This window comes from Nocardia sp. NBC_00511 (assembly GCF_045161165.1).
Lineage (GTDB): Bacteria > Actinomycetota > Actinomycetes > Mycobacteriales > Mycobacteriaceae > Nocardia.
The window spans coordinates 8187588-8205125 of sequence record NZ_CP107849.1 but is presented as its reverse complement, the minus strand read 5'-3'; the positions used below and the strand labels follow the sequence as shown (position 1 = coordinate 8205125).

Annotated in this window: 19 protein-coding genes; 10 read left to right on the top strand and 9 right to left on the bottom strand. The window is 68.5% G+C overall.

Annotated elements, in window-relative coordinates:
* Window positions 1-20: 20 nt before the first annotated feature.
* The gene (locus OG300_RS37985; RefSeq protein WP_405489568.1) at window positions 21-1424 is read right to left on the bottom strand and encodes an NAD(P)H-quinone dehydrogenase; all 1404 of its coding nucleotides are present in this window, start codon (window positions 1422-1424) and stop codon (window positions 21-23) included.
* A gap of 304 nt (window positions 1425-1728) precedes the next feature.
* On the opposite strand from OG300_RS37985, the gene OG300_RS37980 reads away from it, so the two are divergent.
* Entirely contained in the window at window positions 1729-2208 is a 480-nt protein-coding gene (locus tag OG300_RS37980) for a gamma-glutamylcyclotransferase (RefSeq protein WP_405489566.1), read from the top strand.
* Between the two features lie 72 nt (window positions 2209-2280).
* Window positions 2281-2694 carry a PPOX class F420-dependent oxidoreductase gene (locus OG300_RS37975; protein WP_405489564.1) on the top strand — a complete coding sequence of 138 codons (414 nt, stop codon included), beginning with the start codon at window positions 2281-2283 and terminating at the stop codon, window positions 2692-2694.
* Window positions 2695-2757: 63 nt separating this feature from the next.
* On the opposite strand, the gene OG300_RS37970 is transcribed toward OG300_RS37975, so the two are convergent.
* The 3 genes from OG300_RS37970 to OG300_RS37960 form a co-directional block, all read right to left on the bottom strand.
* Window positions 2758-3930, bottom strand: coding sequence for a M20 family metallopeptidase (locus OG300_RS37970; RefSeq protein ID WP_405498827.1), 1173 nt, complete (start codon window positions 3928-3930; stop codon window positions 2758-2760).
* Between the two features lie 152 nt (window positions 3931-4082).
* Window positions 4083-5441, bottom strand: a complete 1359-nt coding sequence (locus OG300_RS37965; RefSeq protein WP_405489562.1) for a M20 family metallopeptidase — start codon at window positions 5439-5441, stop codon at window positions 4083-4085.
* A gap of 71 nt (window positions 5442-5512) precedes the next feature.
* Window positions 5513-6217, bottom strand: coding sequence for an enoyl-CoA hydratase/isomerase family protein (locus OG300_RS37960; protein WP_405489560.1), 705 nt, complete (start codon window positions 6215-6217; stop codon window positions 5513-5515).
* Between the two features lie 148 nt (window positions 6218-6365).
* Here OG300_RS37960 and OG300_RS37955 point away from each other — a divergent pair, with 148 nt between their 5' ends.
* Window positions 6366-7169, top strand: coding sequence for a purine-nucleoside phosphorylase (locus OG300_RS37955; protein WP_405489558.1), 804 nt, complete (start codon window positions 6366-6368; stop codon window positions 7167-7169).
* A gap of 10 nt (window positions 7170-7179) precedes the next feature.
* A complete protein-coding gene (locus tag OG300_RS37950) occupies window positions 7180-8730 on the top strand; it encodes a phospho-sugar mutase (protein WP_405489556.1) in 1551 nt (516 codons plus the stop codon).
* Between the two features lie 7 nt (window positions 8731-8737).
* Here the strand turns inward: OG300_RS37950 and upp are convergent, their stop codons facing one another.
* Window positions 8738-9361, bottom strand: a complete 624-nt coding sequence (gene upp / locus OG300_RS37945) for a uracil phosphoribosyltransferase (protein WP_405489554.1) — start codon at window positions 9359-9361, stop codon at window positions 8738-8740.
* 138 nt (window positions 9362-9499) lie between these two features.
* Here upp and OG300_RS37940 point away from each other — a divergent pair, with 138 nt between their 5' ends.
* The 5 genes from OG300_RS37940 (at window position 9500) to OG300_RS37920 (ending at window position 13305) form a co-directional block, all read left to right on the top strand.
* Window positions 9500-9823 (top strand): type VII secretion target, encoded by a 324-nt coding sequence (locus OG300_RS37940; protein ID WP_405489552.1) that lies wholly within the window; start codon window positions 9500-9502, stop codon window positions 9821-9823.
* Window positions 9824-10169: 346 nt separating this feature from the next.
* Window positions 10170-11336 carry a C40 family peptidase gene (locus OG300_RS37935; protein WP_405489550.1) on the top strand — a complete coding sequence of 389 codons (1167 nt, stop codon included), beginning with the start codon at window positions 10170-10172 and terminating at the stop codon, window positions 11334-11336.
* Between the two features lie 25 nt (window positions 11337-11361).
* Complete coding sequence (locus tag OG300_RS37930; RefSeq protein WP_405489548.1) at window positions 11362-11703, top strand: hypothetical protein; 342 nt, start codon at window positions 11362-11364, stop codon at window positions 11701-11703.
* On the top strand, window positions 11700-12044 hold the full coding sequence (locus OG300_RS37925; protein WP_405489546.1) for a YbaB/EbfC family nucleoid-associated protein: 345 nt from the start codon (window positions 11700-11702) through the stop codon (window positions 12042-12044). Before OG300_RS37930 ends, OG300_RS37925 begins: the two co-directional genes overlap by 4 nt.
* Window positions 12045-12054: 10 nt before the next feature.
* Window positions 12055-13305, top strand: coding sequence for a primosomal protein (locus OG300_RS37920; RefSeq protein WP_405489544.1), 1251 nt, complete (start codon window positions 12055-12057; stop codon window positions 13303-13305).
* A gap of 62 nt (window positions 13306-13367) precedes the next feature.
* Here OG300_RS37920 and OG300_RS37915 read toward each other — a convergent pair whose 3' ends face one another.
* From OG300_RS37915 to OG300_RS37900, 4 genes are all read right to left on the bottom strand, one after another.
* Window positions 13368-14459, bottom strand: coding sequence for an adenosine deaminase (locus OG300_RS37915; protein WP_405489542.1), 1092 nt, complete (start codon window positions 14457-14459; stop codon window positions 13368-13370).
* 156 nt (window positions 14460-14615) lie between these two features.
* Window positions 14616-14975, bottom strand: a complete 360-nt coding sequence (locus OG300_RS37910) for an excalibur calcium-binding domain-containing protein (RefSeq protein ID WP_405489540.1) — start codon at window positions 14973-14975, stop codon at window positions 14616-14618.
* A gap of 105 nt (window positions 14976-15080) precedes the next feature.
* The gene (locus tag OG300_RS37905; RefSeq protein WP_405498826.1) at window positions 15081-16367 is read right to left on the bottom strand and encodes a thymidine phosphorylase; all 1287 of its coding nucleotides are present in this window, start codon (window positions 16365-16367) and stop codon (window positions 15081-15083) included.
* Between the two features lie 74 nt (window positions 16368-16441).
* Window positions 16442-16843, bottom strand: coding sequence for a cytidine deaminase (locus OG300_RS37900; protein ID WP_405489538.1), 402 nt, complete (start codon window positions 16841-16843; stop codon window positions 16442-16444).
* A 301-nt stretch (window positions 16844-17144) separates the two neighbouring features.
* Here OG300_RS37900 and sdhC point away from each other — a divergent pair, with 301 nt between their 5' ends.
* Window positions 17145-17537: a succinate dehydrogenase, cytochrome b556 subunit gene (sdhC, locus tag OG300_RS37895; RefSeq protein WP_405489536.1), complete on the top strand. Its 393-nt coding sequence runs from the start codon at window positions 17145-17147 to the stop codon at window positions 17535-17537.
* Window position 17538: the final 1 nt, after the last annotated feature.

Genomic DNA, 17538 nt, shown 5'->3' with positions numbered 1-17538 from the left:
TGTTTCGAAAGGTGTTGCGACTAGTCCAGATCGTCGTGCCGCATGAGCTGACGAGCGGCCTCGGTGACCGATCCCGTCAAGGAGGGATACACCGAGAACGTCTGTGCCAGATCGTTGACCGTGAGGTTGTTCTGCACCGCCAGCGCGATCGGCAGGATCAGTTCCGAGGCGATCGGCGCGACCACCACGCCGCCGATCACCACACCGGTGGCGGGACGGCAGAAGATCTTCACGAAACCCCGGCGCAGACCCGACATCTTGGCGCGCGGGTTGGTGTTGAGCGGGAGCATGACCGTGCGGGCCGGGGTCTCGCCATTGTCGATGGCGGTCTGCGAGACACCCACGGTCGCGATCTCCGGGCGCGTGAACACCGCGGAGGCAACAGTCTTCAAGCGAATGGGATTCACGCCCTCACCGAGCGCGTGGTACATCGCGATGCGCCCCTGCATGGCGGCCACCGAGGCCAGCGGCAGCAGGCCGGTGCAGTCGCCCGCGGCGTAGACGCCGGGCGCGGTGGTGCGCGAAACCCGGTCCACGCGCAGGTATCCGCCCTTGTCCAGCTCGACGCCGAGCCGTTCCAGGCCGAGGTTGTCGGTATTGGGGACGGAACCGACCGTCATCAGCGCGTGCGTGCCGGTCACCGTGCGGCCGTCCGACAGCTTGGCCACCACACCGTCGGCGGTGCGCTCCACGGCGTCGGCGCGGGCGTGCTTGACCAGTTCCACACCGCGCTCGGCGAGGGCGTCCTCGAGCACCAGGGCGGCGTCGGCGTCCTCACCGGGCAGCACGCGGTCGCGGCTGGAGACCAGCTTCACCTTCACGCCCATCTCGGTGTAGGCGGAGACGAATTCGGCGCCGGTCACACCGGAACCCACGACCACCAGGGTCTCGGGCAGCTCCTTGAGGTCATAGAGCTGACGCCAGTTCAGGATTCGCTCACCGTCGGGCTCGGCGCCCGGCAGCACGCGCGGGCTGGCGCCGGTGGCGATCAACACCACCTCGGCCTCGATCAGGCGCTCACTGCCGTCGGCCAGCGTCGCCTGCACCAGGTGGGTGGCCAGACCGGGAGCCTGGTCGATGAGCTTGCCCCAGCCGGAGAGCACGTTCACCCCGGCGGTCTGCAACTTGGTGCGAATATCGGAGGACTGCGCCTGCGCGAGCGCCTTCACCCGCGAGTTCACCTCGGCCAGACGCACCTGCGCCTGCGAGGGATGCACGGTGATGCCCAGATCACGGGCGCGGCGCAGATCGGTGCGCACGCCGGTGGAGGCGATGAACGTCTTCGACGGGACGCAATCCCACAGCACACACGCGCCGCCGATGCCGTCACTGTCGATCAGCGTGACCGGCGCCCCGTGCTGCGCCGCCACCAGCGCCGCCTCATAGCCGGCGGGGCCACCGCCGATGATCGCAATGCGGGTCATTGTTCCTCCGCTTTCGTGCTCGGCGCCCGGGATCTCCGGTACCGGTCTACAACGTTATCCGCCCAGCTACCCCCGCCGCCGACCGCATCGACGGACAAATAGGTCACTGTGTCGTAGACCATTCCGAGCCGGGGACCGGTCGCCACGCCCGGCCGCCCCATGACCCGTGAACAGGTCGGGACCAGGTCGTGACCCACCCTGACACGGCAGGCAGCGATGGCCCGGCAATCGATCATGCGGATGTGAGCCGCCTTGTGAGCGGGATCGGGGATGGTCTCCCGGGTTTGTTCGATAGTCTTTTGTGGTGCCGATTTACGCCGCCTATGGGTCCAACATGGATCCCGAGCAGATGCTCAAGCGCTGTCCGCACTCCCCCGTGTACGGAACCGGATGGCTGGAGGGCTGGCGCCTGACCTTCGCCGGGGACGACATCGGGTGGGAGGGGCCGCTGGCCACGGTGGTCGAAGAGCCAGGGAACCGAGTGTTCGTGGTGCTCTACGACGTACCCAGCGAGGACGAGCTCAGCCTCGACCGGTGGGAGGGCTCGGACTTCGGCATCCACAAGAAGATCCGGATCCGCGTCACCACCAATTCCGGTACCGGCACCGACCCGGTGCTCGCCTGGCTGTACGTGCTGGACGCCTACGAGGGCGGCCTGCCCTCGGCCCGGTACATCGGCGTCATCGCCGATGCCGCCGAAAAGGCCGGTGCGCCAGGCGATTACGTACACGCGCTGCGCACCCGCAACAGCAAGAACGTGGGCCCGGGCACCTTCGGACCCTGACGCGGAAGATTCGGCAGCACCCCGCTGTTGTGCGGCAGGAACCATTTCCATCCGCCCGCCGAGAGGACTCCCATGCCCGCCACCCCGGTACCCGCCCCGATCGCCGAATTCCTGGCCCAGCCCAACCCGGCCGTGTTCGCCTCGAATCGCCCCGACGGCCAGCCGGTCTCGGTGGCCACCTGGTACCTGTACGAGGACGGCCGAATCCTGGTGAACCTGGCCGACTTCCGCAAGCGCCTGGACTACCTGCGCGAGGACCCGCGCGTCACCCTGACCGTGCTGGCCGGTGACAACTGGTACAGCCACGTCAGCATCCAGGGCCGCATCGTGAGCCTGGAGAGCGACGCCGACAGCTCGGTGATCGACCGCATCGCCCAGCACTACATCGGCAGCGATTACGGTGTGCGCGACCAGAAGCGGGTCAGCGCCTGGATCGAGATCGACCGCTGGCACGCGTGGGGCGCCATCGCCGACGCCGCCAAGTAGGCCGCAGACACGAAAAGAGCCGGGCCGCCCCACTTCGGGTGCGGCCCGGCTCTTTTCGTAGTGTCAGCGCGCGTTGAGCACGATGTTCGTCATCACCCGGACACCGGCGGCCAGGGCGCGCTCGTCGATGTCGAAGGTGGGCTGGTGCAGGTCGAGCTGCTCACCCTGACCGGACCAGACACCCAGGCGCGCCATCGCGCCGGGCACCTCCTCCAGGTACCAGGAGAAGTCCTCGCCGCCGCCGGACTGCTGGGTGTCGGCCAGCGCGTCCGGACCGATGCTGCGGATGGCCTCCTCGAACATGCGCACGGCCTGCTCGTCGTTGACCACCGGCGGCACGCCACGCTTGTAGTTGAGCTGATAACGCACGCCGGTGGGAGCCAGCAGGCCCTCGACGATCTCGCGGACCAGCGGCTCGAGCAGCGACCAGGTGGCGTGATCGCCGGTGCGGACGGTGCCGGTGAGCATGCCGGTCTGCGGAATCGCGTTGGGCGCCTTGCCCGCCGACACCGCACCCCACACCATCACGGTGCTGGTGCGCGGATCGATGCGACGCGAGAGCAGGCCCGGCAGACCGGTGATGACGGTGCCGATGGCGTAGACCAGATCGCTGGTCAGGTGCGGGCGCGAGGTGTGCCCGCCGGGCGAGTCCAGCACCAGCTCGACGGTGTCGGCCGCCGACGTGATGGCCCCGACCCGGATGCCGACCCGGCCGACTTCCAGCCGCGGATCGCAGTGCAGCGCGAACATCCGCGACACGTCCTCCATGGCGCCCGCCGCGACCATGTCGATGGCGCCGCCGGGCATGACCTCCTCGGCGTGCTGGAAGACCAGCCGCACGCCGACCGGGAGGTCGTCGCCGATCTCGGCCAGCGCCAGCGCCGCGCCGAGCAGGATGGTGGTGTGCGCGTCGTGGCCGCAGGCGTGCGAGACGCCGGGCACGGTGGAGGCGAAGGGCAGGCCGGTGTACTCCTGCAATGGCAGCGCGTCCATGTCGGCGCGCAGGCCGATACGCGGGCCCTCGGGCCCGATGTCACAGATGAGGCCGGTGCCACTCGGTAGCTTGCGGGGTTCGAGACCTGCCTTGATCAGCCAGGTTTCGATGAATTCGGTGGTGCCGAACTCGGTGCGGGAGAGCTCGGGGTTGGCGTGGATGTGCCGCCGCCAGGCGCGCAGATCGTCCATGTGCTCCGCGAGCCAGGCCTCCACGGCCTGATGCCCGGTCGGCACGGCCATCGCGAGACCCCCGGGCGCCTGGGTGCCGACGCACGGCGCAGCCAATGGTCCGCTACTGCGCGGCGCGTGGCCCGGGCCCGCGGTGCCCGGTGTGGTCACGCGAGCCGCCGCCTCCGGGCCCGGAGCTGCCGCCCCGAACCGGCCGGTTGTGCTCACCGAATGTCCTCCTGTCGCTGAAACTGCCGCTGAATGACGCGTTCCGACAACCTGTCCCTGTGCACTTTGTCGCCTGCGATATGTATCGCGGTGCGAGCCAACGCCGTTGCCCCGTCCATGACGGCACGGTCGGCCGAGGCGTTCACCGCGGCTGCCGCGAACGCCGGCTGGTGGGTCACCGCGCCACCGGCATCGATGCCGATGACCGGGTGAATACCGGCGATGACGTTGGTGACGTTGCCCATATCGGTGCTGCCCAGCGGCCGTGCTGCCTCGAATTGCGGGGCAATCGGCTCGCGACCGAGTTGGCGGATCTGCTCGCGATAGGCACACAGTAGTGCGCTGTCGGGCGTGAGCTCGGTATATGTCGGCGCGAGCTTCCGGATTTCGTGGGTGCATCCGGTTGCCAGGGCGCCTGCCTCGAAACAAGCCGATGCTCGTTGCATCAGATCATCGAGGGCAGCGGAGTCGACCGCACGTAGGTAATACAGCAGTTCCGCGTGTCCGGGCACGATATTGGGGGCGACGCCGCCCGAGCCGACTATACCGTGCAGTTGCTGTCCGGGCTGGAGATGTTGCCGTAGCAAACCCAACGCAACTTGCGCGACGGTGAGCGCGTCGAGGGCATTTCGCCCGTATTGCGGGGCGGCGCTGGCATGCGATTCGCGGCCGTGGAAAACCACCGACAGATCCGCGAGGGCCAGCGAATGCGCGCCCGCGATGTCCTCCGGGCCGGGATGCACCATCAGGGCCATGGCCACGTCGTCGAAGACGCCGCGGTCGAGCATGAGGACCTTGCCGCCGCCGCTCTCCTCCGCGGGCGTGCCCAGCAGTTTGACGGTGATGCCGCACTCGTCGGCGACGGCGGCCAGGGCGAGGGCGGCGCCGACGCTGGAGGCGGCAATGATGTTGTGCCCGCAGGCGTGTCCGATTTCCGGGAGGGCATCGTATTCCGCGCAAATACCGACCACTAGGTCTCCACTGCCGTATTCGGCGGTGAATGCGGTAGGTAAGTCCGCTACGCCCGATTCGATGTGAAAACCACGCTCCCGCAATGGTTCCATCGTCTTGGCGACGCTTCGGAATTCCTCGAACGCAAGTTCCGGTTCGGCGTGAATTTCGTGCGAGAGGGCGAGCAATTGGTCACGACAGGCGGCAAGGGCGGCATCGGAAGCGGCCAGTACATCGGGGTCGGCCGCGGCGACGGCAGCGTCCGAGGCGGGCACGACATTATCGTGCCAACCGATCGGTACGTGGGAGTTCCGGTCATCGCCGTTGCGCGATGGTGACATCCCCACAGTCTTGCACTGCGATCTCGACTTGTCGCACCAGGTAAGCCGGAAAATCTCCGGCACGACGGCGGACGCGCAGAAATTAGGGGTTCGAGGCGAACCCTCGAACCCCTACAAACCAGAAAAACGCGACCTTACGGGTTGAAAGCCAGGTTCTCCGGAGTGGTCTCGACCGCCAGTCCGGCCAGCGCCACCTGATGCAACGCCCGCTTGATCACCGGCAGATTCGGCTTGCGGTTGCCCTTGAGCTGATCCGCGCGCGCGACCGCGGTGGCGAGCAACGACTCGGCATCCGCCTTGTCGTCCACGATGCGGGCGGCCAGCGCGTCGTCCGCGCCGTAGCGGCGACCGGTGGTCATGGCCTCGACCGCGACCTGGTTGATCAGACGGTTGGTGACCAGTGCGTTCATCGCGACGGTGAACGGCATGCCCAGATGCACCTCCGGCAGGCACCAGTAGCCGCGATCCGCGCGCATCACCCGGAAATCGCAGGAGGTGGCGAGCATGGCGCCCGCACCGAAGGCGTGGCCGTTGACCGCGGCGACGGTCGGCAGGCCGAAGGTCAGCAGGCGGGTGTAGAGCGAGTGCACGCGGTCGAGATACCAGCAGTTCTTGTCGAAATTGCCGAACAGCCAATCGGTGTCGAGGCCGTTGGAGAAGAACTTGCCGTTGGCGGTGACGACCAGGGCCGCGGGCCCCTCGGAGGCTTCGACCTCGTCGAGCAGCGCGTGGACCTCGGTGATCCAATCGGGGTGGAATCGGTTCTCGCTGTCGATGTTCTGACCCTCGGTTCCGAGGTACAGCACGAACACGTCTCCATCACGCTTCAAATACGGCATGCGTGCAGCGTAGCGGGGGCGCGAGCAGTTACCTACCGACGGGTAGGACTTCCTTGCCGATGCGTTGCGGATCGGTCGAAACGTACTAAAACGGCAGGTCATGGCCGCGCCCGCGCGGGAGTGATCGCACAGGACTAGGGTGGGCGACATGCTTGCGGATCAGGTCACCGGCACTGTTTCCGAACGGGCCGCAGAAGCGATCGCCGAACGTACCGGCGTGCGACAGCACCGCGTCGCGGTCGTGCTCGGGTCCGGGTGGCAGGAGGCCGCCGCGGAGATCGGCGAGCCCGCCACCTCCATCCCCATGGCCGAGGTGCCCGGGTTCGGATCGCCTACGGCACAGGGACATCAGGGCACCATCCACTCGGTGACCGTCGGCGAGTCGCCGGTGCTGCTGCTCATGGGGCGTCAGCATCTCTACGAGGGCCACGAGCCCGCGCAGGTCGTCCACAATGTGCGCACCGCGCTGGCCGCGGGCGCGCGGACCATCCTGCTCACCAACGCGGCGGGCGGGATTCGCGACGGACTGGCCGTCGGCGAGCCGGTGCTGATCAGCGACCACATCAACCTGACCGGCCGCACCCCCATCGCGGGCGCCAACTTCGTGGACCTGGTCGACGCCTGGGATCCCGAATTGCGGGCGCTGGCAAGGGAAATCGACCCCAGCCTCACCGAGGGCGTGTACGCGGGCCTGACCGGACCGCAGTACGAGACCCCCGCCGAGGTCCGCATGCTGCGGACCATCGGGGCCGACCTGGTGGGCATGTCCACGGTGCTCGAGGCCATCGCCTGCCGTGAGGGCGGCGCGAAGGTGCTGGGCATCTCGCTGGTCACCAACCTGGCCGCCGGGGTCACCGGCGCGCACCTCTCGCACACCGAGGTGCTGGCCGAAGGTCAAGCCGCCGCACCACGATTGGGCAAACTGCTGCGCGGCGTGCTGGAACGCGTCTAGGCCCGCGCGGATGCTGCGCTTCGGAACCGCCGGGCTGCGCGGTCCTCTTCAGGACGGCCCGGACGGCATGAACGTCGACACCGTCAGCCGTGCGTCAGCGGGCATCGCCGCCTGGCTGCGCGATCGCTGCCTGGGTGACGGACTGGTGATCGTCGGACGCGACGCCCGCCACGGCTCGGCCGAATTCGCCTTGGCCACAGCGGAAGTCTTCGCCGCCGCGGGCTTCACGGTGCTCGAGCTTCCCAGCCCGCTCCCCACCCCCGTGGTGGCCTTCGCGGTCCGCGAACTGAAAGCCGTTGCCGGGGTGCAGATCACGGCCTCCCACAACCCGGCCACCGACAACGGCTACAAGGTCTACCTCGACGGCGGCTCCCAACTCATCCCACCCGCCGACGCCGAGATCGAACGCTGCATCGACGCGGTCGTCACCCCGATCCCCCGCGCGGATCCGGCCACCGCCACCCCCGACCCGGCCATCCTCGGACTGCCCGCCGACTCCCCCGCCTCGGCTCTCGGTGCGGAGATCGTCCGCCGCTACCTGGACCGAATCGCCATGCTGCCCAATCTGATCGGCGGTGAGTCCGCACCGCGCGGCGAGATTCGCATCGCGTTGACCGCCATGCACGGGGTGGGTGGCGAGCTCGGGGCGGCCGCGTTGCGGGCGGCGGGGTTCGACGAGGTGCTGGTGGTGAGCGAGCAGTTCGCGCCGGATCCGGATTTCCCGACGGTGTCGTTCCCGAATCCGGAGGAGCCGGGGGCGTCGGATCTGCTGCTGGAGTTGGCGGAGAAGGTCGGGGCGGATATCGCGATCGCGCTGGATCCGGATGCGGATCGGTGTGCCATCGGCGTGGCGGGGCCGGACGGGTGGCGGATGCTGCGCGGGGACGAAACCGGGGTGCTGCTGGCCGATTTCGTCTTGCGGACGGCCGCTGCGGACTCGCTGGCGGCGACCACCATCGTGTCCTCGCGACTGTTGAGCAAACTCGCTCCGGCGCGGGGTGCGCGGTATGCGGAGACGCTCACCGGGTTCAAGTGGCTGGCGCGTGCGGGCACCGGTCTGGTCTACGCGTACGAAGAGGCCATCGGGCACTGCGTCGATCCGGCGAGCGTGCGGGACAAGGACGGGATCTCCGCCGCCGTGGTGGCGGCGGATCTGGTGGCGCAGTTGAAGGCGGACGGGCGCAGCGTGTTCGACGTCCTCGACGATTACGCCGTCGAATTCGGGGTGCACGCCGGGGACCAGGTGTCGCTGCGGTTCGACGATGTGGCCGAGGCGACCACGGCGGTGTCGCGGCTGCGGGAAGCGCCGCCGCACGAGATCGCCGGAGAAGCCGTGTCCTGCACCGATATGGCGCAGCTGCGTGGGCAGATGCGCACGGACGCACTGGTTTTCGAGGGCGAGTCGTTCCGGCTGGTGATCCGCCCGTCGGGGACGGAACCGAAGCTCAAGTGCTATCTGGAGGCGTTCGCGCCGGTGTCCGGCCGGGACGCGCTGCCCGCCGCGAAGGCCGCTGCGGCGCAACGGCTCTCCGAGGTGCGGGCGTACTGCCAGAAGTTGTGACGGCGGGTCAGCGGGGGCCGAACTGGCGGTCGCCCGCGTCGCCGAGGCCGGGGACGATGTAGGCGTCGGAGTTGAGGCCGCGGTCGACCGAGGCGGTCACCAGGCGCACGGCGTGACCCGACTTCTCCAGGGCGGCAATGCCTTCCGGTGCGGCGACCACGCAGATGACGGTGATGTCGCGGGCATTGCGGGTGGCCAGCAGGTCGAGGGTGTAGACCATGGAGCCGCCGGTGGCGAGCATCGGGTCGAGCACGATGACCGGGGTCGAGGACAGGTCGTCGGGCAGCGACTCCATGTACGGGGTCGGCTGGTGGGTTTCCTCGTCGCGGGCCAGGCCGACGAAGCCGATGCGGGCGTCCGGGATCAGGTTCTCGGCGGTCTCCACCATGCCCAGTCCGGCGCGCAGCACCGGGACCAGCAGCGGCGGCGCGTTGAGCCGGGTGCCCTCGGCGGCGGCGACCGGGGTGGCGATGGGGAAGCGCTCCACGGGGGCATCCCGCATGGCCTCGTAGACCAGCAACCCGGTCAGGTCGCGCAACGCGGCCCGAAACGTCGGATTGCTGGTGCGGGCATCTCGCATGGTGGTCAGCAAAGCGGCAGCGAGCGGATGTTCCACGATGAGAGTGCGCATACGAAAACGATAATTCAGCACCGACCTCCCGGTTCCCCACCCACCGGATTTACTTCCCCCGGAACCATCCCCCGGCGTGCCGCGTCCAACCCCGAAACAGCTCACCTCCACCCCGCGACCCGCATGAAGGGGGCTTTCATGCACCGCCTCACCCTCCACCCCGACGGCCTCACCACCTACGCCGCCACCACGTCCACCCTGTCCGCCACCCTCACCACCGCCACCACCCACCTCACCGCAGCCGCCCCCCACCTACTCGCCCCCGCCCTCGGTCCGATAGCCGCCGACTTCCTCACCGCCTACGCGGCGGCCCACACCACCCACCTCGCAGACCTGGCCACAACTGCCACCGAGCTGGAAACCCTGAGCCTCGCCACCTCCGCGTGCGCGCAGACTTACAGGGCCACCGACCTGATCACTGCCGCCGCACTCGACGCCACAGGCCAGGAGGAGGTCCAATGAGCCGAATCAGCCGCTGCCGGAACATGATCGGGCACAGCGCGGCAGCCGGGCACCTGTTCGGCACAGGCGGTCCGGTGCCTGATCCGATTGCCTGGATCAGTCGCCTCGCGCACCCGAGGATCGACCGCGCGGACCGTTCCGGTTCGGATGCGGTGCGGACAGCTGCGGGTCGGTCGGGGCCGGTCGGGGCGCGCGGTGGTGTGGTCGGGGCATGGTGTGGGGGCTCGACATCGTTCGGGCGAGCGCGGCTGCGGTACGTGCGCGGGGGCGTGGCGGCACGGGTGCGGATTTCGACAGCACAGTCGGATGAACTGTGGCGGAGCGCCTTTCGAGTGGAGGTGCTGCCATGAACGACAGCGCGGTGGTGGACACGCGGGCGTTGGCGGCTCCGATCGAGCGGCTGCTCGCGGGGTTCGGGGACGGTGGGGCGGTCACCACGGCGGAGTCGTTGCGGGCGGCGTCGGAGTCGGTGGAGGGGGTGAGTACGGCGAGTCGGTCGGGGGTGAATCGGGTTTACGACTCGTGGCGGGGTGTGGGCGGGGATGCGGCGATGGACAAGGGGCTTCGGACACAGACTTCGGCGACGAATTCGGCTGAGCGGGGCCGGAAGATGGCCGACATCGTCGAGCGGGCGGACGGGGAGGTCGCGGCGGGGCGGCAGGAAGTGGCGGGGATTCTGCGGGAGTTCCGGGGTGAGATCGCGGCGTTCGAGGCCGGTGGGATGAGACCGGCGGGGGTGACGGCTCTGGTGGAGTCGGCGGTGGAGCATCTGGGGCAGGCGGTGCGGGTGGTCGAGCGGGTGCAGACCGCGCTCGACGAGGAGTCGGCGGCGATGCGTGAGTTGGCTACGCCCGCACCGGGTCCTGTTTCGCAGGCGGGTGGGGACGGTTCGGCTACGCCGGTCTCGGTGCGGGCCGCGGGAGTGGATTCGGATGGCGCTGGGACGGTTCCGAGGACGGCGGATGGTGGCGCTCAGGCGGCGACCACCGTCCGGAGTGGTTCGTCTCGGTCGTCGGATTCCGGAGCGTGGCATCGGCTGGTCACTACTCCGGCGTCGCTCACCTCATCGCACAGTTCCCATCGCTCGCATGGTTCGACCCCCCATGCGCAAGAGGGTGGGGTGAAGGTGACGCTGCCGGATGGGAGCACGGTCGAGGCGCCGAATCAGCGGGCGGCGGATGCGGTTCGGAATGCGTTGAGTGCGGTGGGGACGCCGTATGTGTGGGGCGGGGTGACGCCCGGGGTGGGGTTGGATTGCAGTGGTCTGACACAGTGGGCCTATGCGCAGGCGGGTGTTTCGCTGCCGCGGCTGGCGCAGGAGCAGGGGTACGGCCACCCGCGCATCGGTCCAGGGGACTTGATGCCGGGGGATCTCGCGGTGTGGGACGGGCACGTGGCGATGGTGATCGGGAACGGCCAGCTGGTGGAGGCGGGTGATCCCGTCCAGGTCGGGCCGATCCGGACACAGAACAGTGGAATGCGGTTCCTGGGCTTCTATCGGCCCACGGCGTGAGCGACTTCGGAGGAGGGCGGTAGCGATGACCAGACCACAGGTTCCGGCGGTGACGGTGGCGGCGAGCAGCAATCGCACGGGCACGGTGACCGTCCGCGCCACCGATCAGGGCCTGCCGGTGGACATCCGGTTCGACCGTGGCGAATATCGCTACGGCGCACCGGCTCTCGCGGCGGAGATTCTCCGGCTGACCCGGCGCAGCGCCATCGCCGCCCGCGCCGAGCGGCGCGCGGAACTGGCCGCGATCGGTGTCCCGGATTCGGTGCTGGACCGGCTGGCGCTGCCCACCCGGCAGGCCGCGGTGGACGAGCTGGACCGGCTCGACGACGCCGACACCGGACAGACCTCCTGGCTGCGCCGGTCATGAGCGCCGAGATGGACGCCCTGCTCGGGCGGGTGAATCAGCAGCTGGCGGCGCTGGAGGCGACCCTGCACGGACTGGCCGGGGTGCGAGCGCGGTTCGGTTCGCCCGACGGTTCGGTCACCGCCGAGGTGGATGCCGACGGCGCGCTGACCGGGCTGTGGCTGGCGGAGTCGGTGACCTCGCAACCGCCCGCGGAGGTGTCGCGGCTGATCCTGTGGGCGTGTCAGCAGGCGGCCGCGCTGGCGACCGCGCAGCGCTCCCGGATCATCGCCGATCTGAACGGGTCACTGTCCCCGGGAAATGTTGGGGCAGCCCGGATAGTGCCTGACGCGACGACTGGATAGGCTTCCGGTCATGGCTTCTGGAGACATCGTCCCGATCGCGCTCGGCCTGACCAAAGGCGATCTTGTCACCCTCTGGGCACCCCGTTGGCGAGACGGTGACGATGAGTGGCAGGCATTCCTCGGTCACGAGGAAGACCTCTACGGATTCGAGTCCGTCGCGGAGCTGGCTGCTTTCATCCGCACCAACTCCGATAACGACCTGGTAGACCACCCTGCGTGGAAGGTCATCGTGGGTCTGTCGGCGGCCGAATTGGAGCCGGAGGAGCAGTTCGTCTTCGATCTGGTCGGCGTGCCCGAATTGGCCGCGGACGACCCGGATCCGGAGGTGGTCTCGGAGCTCGAGGAGACCCTCGACATGGTCCGCACCATCGGCGATGTGTGCGAACTCGACACGGTCACCAAGTTCTTCGGCTCGCATCCGGTGCTGGGCGCGCTGCCCGGCGGGGTCGCCGCGTTCGTCGGCCGCGAGGGCGAGGAGCTGTGGGATCAGATCGGCGCGGCCATCGCCAAGGATTGGGAGGCGGTGCTCGACGCCATCGATTCGGTGGTGAGCATTCCCGAGGTGGACGCGGACGCGGTGTCGGTCGCGGAGGCGGAACTGCTTGCGGCGGAAGAGAATGTCGTGCTCGCCGAGGATGCGGCCGAGGGTGACGACGACGAGATCGAGACCGTCGACCTGAACGAGGACGACGAGGAGGAAGAGGACGAGGAGCCGTCGTTCTGGCACGAGGTCGGCATCGACCCGGTCAAGATCCTCACCTCGGATGGCACCTTCTTCACGCTGCGCTGCTACGTGGACGACGAGCCGATCTTCCTGGGCAGCGCGGGTTCGATCACCGTGTTCCCGTCGGAGCGCGCGCTGGCCCGCTACCTGGCCGACGATCACGAGCACGATCTGGCCCGGGTGAGCACCTACAGCGAGGTGCAGACCGCCGCCGTGGACGGCTCGCTGGAGGTGGAGGTGGACGAGGAGAACGTCTACGTGCTGCCCGGCCTGGCCGACGATCTGGGCTCCGGCCCGAAGGCGGTGGACACCGATCAGCTGGATCTGGCGGTCGAATTGTTCACCGACGCGGCCGATTACGCCGAGGACAGCAGCGTCGAGGCGGCGCTGGCGGTGTCGACTCCGCTCGGCTGGTATGTCTCCTACCTGCTCAACCCGGACCCGACCCGGATGGCTCCGAACCCGCCGTTCGCGACCGAGGCCGATCAGTGGCGGCTGCTCGAGCAGGCGTTCGAGGCGCGGCTGACCAAAGAGTAAGTGAACCAACGAATTCGGGCCGCACCTGTCGAAGGTGCGGCCCGAATTGCTTCCAGCCCAAGCTATCCCAGCAGGACCGCGTAGCCCGGCTTGATGACCTCGTCGATCAGCCGCAGCCGGTCCGGGAACGAGATGAACGCGGACTTCATGGCGTTGATGGTGAAGCGTTCCAGGTCGCTCCAGCCGTAGCCGAAAGTCGTTGCCAGCTTGAGCATTTCCTCACTCATGCTGGTGTCGCTCATCAGCCGGTTGTCGGTGTTGACGGTGACCCGGAAGCGCAGTCGCGCCAGCAGGTCGAAGGGGTGCTTGTCGAGTGAGGGCACCGCACCGGTCTGCACATTGGAGGACGGACAGAGCTCGAGCGGAATTCGCATGTCCCGCACGTAGTTCGCGACGACGCCGAGCACCGGACCGTCGGCGGAGTCGGTGATGTCGTCGGTGATGCGCACACCGTGCCCGAGCCGTTCGCAGCCGCAGAAGGCCAGCGCCTCGTGGATGGACGGCAGCCCGAACGCCTCGCCCGCGTGAATGGTGAAGTGCGCGTGGTTGGCCCGCATGTAGTCGAACGCGTCGAGGTGGCGCGAGGGCGGGAACCCGGCCTCGGCTCCGGCGATGTCGAAGCCGCCGACGCCGCGGTCGCGCCAGCGCACGGTGAGTTCGGCGATCTCGCGGGAGCGGGCGGCGTGCCGCATGGCGGTCAGCAGGCAGACCACCCGGATGGGGCTGCCCGCGGCGGCCGCGAGCTGTTCGCCCTCGCGGAATCCGGCGAGGGTGTGCTCGACCACCTCATCGAGGGTGAGCCCGTTCTGGAGGTGTTGCTCGGGGGCGAAACGCACTTCGGCGTAGACGACTCCGTCGGCGGCGAGGTCCTCGGCGCATTCGCGGGCCACCCGGCGCAGTCCCTCGGGGGTCTGCATGACGGCGACGGTGTGGGCGAAGGTTTCCAGATACAGTTCCAGCGATCCGCTGTCGGCGGCGTCCCGGAACCAGGCAGCCAGCGATTCGGTGTCGCTTGCCGGTAGCTGGTCGTATCCGCAGGTCTGGGCGAGTTCCAGGACGGTGAGGGGGCGCAGCCCGCCGTCGAGGTGATCGTGCAGGACCGCCTTGGGAGCCTGGCGGATCGAGGCGAGAGTCAGTGGCGTCGGTCCAGTCATGTAGCAACGTTAGCCGCATTCCTGTTCTGCGGCAGGGCAGTTGATGCGAGTCACCCCGGCTGTTTCTCGTGTCGTTGCCCTCACGTTGCTGGCTCGTACCGCGGCGTCACCTGGCGGCAACTGAATCCGGCTGTGCCGTCCACCGGTTGGCGGCACTCAGCCGCAGGCGACGCCGGTGCCGTCCGGATCGAGTTGCCGCGAATAGCCGGGCTGTCCCGCGTAGATCGGTCCCACCCCGAGCGAACGCACCTGCGTACAGCTGCTGTAGATCGGCCACGGCTTCTGGTCGGAGTCGTGCGCGGGCGCGGGGCTCTGGACGTCGCCGCGCGAGAGCGAACTGGGGCCGGACGAATCGGACGGTTGCCCGTTGGCATTGCCGGTTCCGGTACCGGTGTTGCCGGAGGAGGCGTACGCGGTGGGCATCGAAACACCGAGCGGCAGGGCGATTCCGAGCGCGAGTGCGCCCACTCCCGCGACGACTCTGGACCACCTGCGGATTTCAGCTTCGCGTTTCACGACTTCCAGGCTAGGACTCGCCCGGTTCGCCCGCAGCGCAGCAGGTCAACCGGCATTGCCAGGGGCGACTACCGCTGCGCGAGGCCGGCGACCGGCACTCGGGTATCAGGCGGTGATCCGGCCGAGAATGAGCGGGGCCGGGGCGAATTCGCCGTCCGGGGTGATCGTGTAGGCGTCCCGCAGGGCTTCCAGCGCACCGGGGAAGGCGTCGGGGGTGTCGGTGTGCAGGGTGAGCAGCGGTTGCCCGCGCTTGATGGAATCGCCTGGTTTGGCGTGCATTTCGATGCCCGCTCCGGCCTGCACCGGATCGCCCTGCCGCGCCCGGCCCGCGCCGAGCCGCCACGCGGCCAGCCCGACGGCGAGGGCGTCGAGTCGCATCAGGGTCCCGGATTCGCTCGCGCGCACGCATTCGGTGTGCCGGGCCTGCGGCAGGTCGGCGTCCGGGTCGCCGCCCTGGGCGCGGATCATGTTCCGCCACTGGTCCATGGCGCGGCCGTCGGCGAGGGCGTCGGCGGGGTCGATGCCGTCGATTCCGGCCTGGGCCAGCATTTCCCGGGCCAGCGCCAGGGTGAGGTCGACGACGTCGGGTGGTCCCCCGCCCGCGAGCACGTCCAGGGATTCGGCGACCTCGAGGGAGTTTCCGGCGGTGTGGCCGAGCGGGGTGTCCATGGCGGTGAGCAGGGCGACGGTGCGCACGCCCGCGTCGGTGCCGAGTTCGACCATGGCGGTGGCGAGTTCGCGGGCCTGGTCCTCGCGCTTCAGGAAGGCCCCGCTGCCGACCTTGACGTCGAGCACCAGCGCACCGGTGCCCTCGGCGATCTTCTTGCTCATGATGGAGCTGGCGATCAGGGGGATGGATTCGACGGTCCCGGTGACGTCACGCAGCGCGTAGAGCCGTTTGTCGGCAGGAGCGAGGTCGGCTCCGGCGGCGCAGACCACCGCGCCGACTGCCGGGTCGGTGAGCAGTTCGCGCATCCGCTCGGCGGAGATGTCGGCCTGCCAGCCCGCGATGGCCTCGAGTTTGTCGAGAGTGCCGCCGGTGTGCCCCAATCCGCGTCCGGACAGCTGCGGGACGGCGGCCCCGCAGGCGGCGACCAGGGGTGAGAGCGGGAGCGTGATCTTGTCTCCCACACCGCCGGTGGAGTGCTTGTCGACGGTGGGCCGGGCCAGGCCGCTGAAGTCGAGGCGCTGCCCGGAGTCGATCATGGCGTTGGTCCAGCGGGCGGTCTCGCGCCTGCTCATGCCGCGCCAGACGATGGCCATGGCCAGGGCGGCCATCTGTTCGTCGGCGACTTCGCCGCGGGTGAATGCGGCTACCACCCAGTCGATCTGCGCGTCGCTGAGCTCGCCGCCATCGCGCTTGGCCCGAATCACGTCCACCGCCGAGTGCACTGTCACGTCCTCCACCCTGGCACGTGGCCGGTCGGCTTTCCATGGATAACGGAGTGGGACACCGGGATCAGTGTTTATAGCTGTCCGGCATCGAGGTCGGCGGGGCCGAAGGAGTCGGGCAGCAGGGTGTCGAGGGTGACCGGGCCGCGCTTGTGGTCGACGAGCAGACCGGTGCCGCCGTGTTCGAGGAGGATCTGGCGGCAGCGGCCGCAGGGCATCAGGATTTCGCCTCGGGAGTCGCAGACGGAGACCGCCAGCAACCGCCCGCCTCCGGTCGAAATCAAGTTACCGACCAGTACACATTCGGCGCAGAGGCCCAAACCGTATGAGATATTTTCCACATTGCAGCCGCTCACCACGCGGTCATCGACGGTGAGAGCCGCGGCCCCGACGGGGAATCGGGAGTACGGGGCATATGCCTCTTGCATGACCTCGAATGCCTTGTAGCGCAAGGATTTCCAGTCGACCTCGGACATTTCGGACCATCCTCCTATGGACGTGGCGTTACCCGGGTGATAGCCAACGCGCCTGGTCGCGAAACTAAAGAAAGGCAAACCTAACTCACAACAATTTGGTCCAACGAGCGGCACGCCGAATTAGTTCCGCTCCAAAGCTGGGTTTAGAGTTCACGACAGATCGGTTCAGGTTCCCGACAGCGGGCCTGCAGCACTGCCACCGGATGTTGATTCCGCTCGTGAGCAGGTGGTTTCAACAGTCCTGAGGCTTCGCGGCCGGATCTGACCGGGTCCATCAACGACGTTGGAGGCACCGCACTCTATGACCACGCTAGAAGCTCCGGCCAAGCCGAAGCGGACCCTGTACCGAGGCGACCCCGGCATGTGGTCCTGGGCTCTGCACCGAATCACCGGCGTGACGATCTTCTTCTTCCTGTTCGTCCACGTCCTCGATACCGCGCTGGTCCGGGTCAGCCCGGACACCTACGACCGCGCGATCGAGACCTACAAGAACCCTCTCGTCGCACTGATGGAGATGGGTCTCGTCGTCTGCGTGCTGTTCCACGCGTTCAACGGCATCCGCATCATTCTCGTCGACTTCTGGTCGCAGGGCCCCCGTTTCCAGCGGCAGATGCTGTGGGTAGTGCTCGCGATCTGGATCGTCGTCGCCGGCGCCGGTGTCGGCCGCCAGCTCTTCTACCTGCTGACGAAGTGAG

What these genes read in the sequence shown, in the direction of transcription:
- OG300_RS37985 (WP_405489568.1), bottom strand. Translation starts at nt 1,424, where the DNA reads ATGACCCGCATTGCGATCATCGGCGGTGGCCCCGCCGGCTATGAGGCG.
- OG300_RS37975 (WP_405489564.1), top strand. Translation starts at nt 2,281, where the DNA reads ATGCCCGCCACCCCGGTACCCGCCCCGATCGCCGAATTCCTGGCCCAG.
- OG300_RS37970 (WP_405498827.1), bottom strand. Translation starts at nt 3,930, where the DNA reads ATGGCCGTGCCGACCGGGCATCAGGCCGTGGAGGCCTGGCTCGCGGAG.
- OG300_RS37960 (WP_405489560.1), bottom strand. Translation starts at nt 6,217, where the DNA reads ATGCCGTATTTGAAGCGTGATGGAGACGTGTTCGTGCTGTACCTCGGA.
- OG300_RS37955 (WP_405489558.1), top strand. Translation starts at nt 6,366, where the DNA reads ATGCTTGCGGATCAGGTCACCGGCACTGTTTCCGAACGGGCCGCAGAA.
- OG300_RS37950 (WP_405489556.1), top strand. Translation starts at nt 7,180, where the DNA reads ATGCTGCGCTTCGGAACCGCCGGGCTGCGCGGTCCTCTTCAGGACGGC.
- upp (WP_405489554.1), bottom strand. Translation starts at nt 9,361, where the DNA reads ATGCGCACTCTCATCGTGGAACATCCGCTCGCTGCCGCTTTGCTGACC.
- OG300_RS37940 (WP_405489552.1), top strand. Translation starts at nt 9,500, where the DNA reads ATGCACCGCCTCACCCTCCACCCCGACGGCCTCACCACCTACGCCGCC.
- OG300_RS37935 (WP_405489550.1), top strand. Translation starts at nt 10,170, where the DNA reads ATGAACGACAGCGCGGTGGTGGACACGCGGGCGTTGGCGGCTCCGATC.
- OG300_RS37930 (WP_405489548.1), top strand. Translation starts at nt 11,362, where the DNA reads ATGACCAGACCACAGGTTCCGGCGGTGACGGTGGCGGCGAGCAGCAAT.
- OG300_RS37925 (WP_405489546.1), top strand. Translation starts at nt 11,700, where the DNA reads ATGAGCGCCGAGATGGACGCCCTGCTCGGGCGGGTGAATCAGCAGCTG.
- OG300_RS37920 (WP_405489544.1), top strand. Translation starts at nt 12,055, where the DNA reads ATGGCTTCTGGAGACATCGTCCCGATCGCGCTCGGCCTGACCAAAGGC.
- OG300_RS37915 (WP_405489542.1), bottom strand. Translation starts at nt 14,459, where the DNA reads ATGACTGGACCGACGCCACTGACTCTCGCCTCGATCCGCCAGGCTCCC.
- OG300_RS37900 (WP_405489538.1), bottom strand. Translation starts at nt 16,843, where the DNA reads ATGTCCGAGGTCGACTGGAAATCCTTGCGCTACAAGGCATTCGAGGTC.
- sdhC (WP_405489536.1), top strand. Translation starts at nt 17,145, where the DNA reads ATGACCACGCTAGAAGCTCCGGCCAAGCCGAAGCGGACCCTGTACCGA.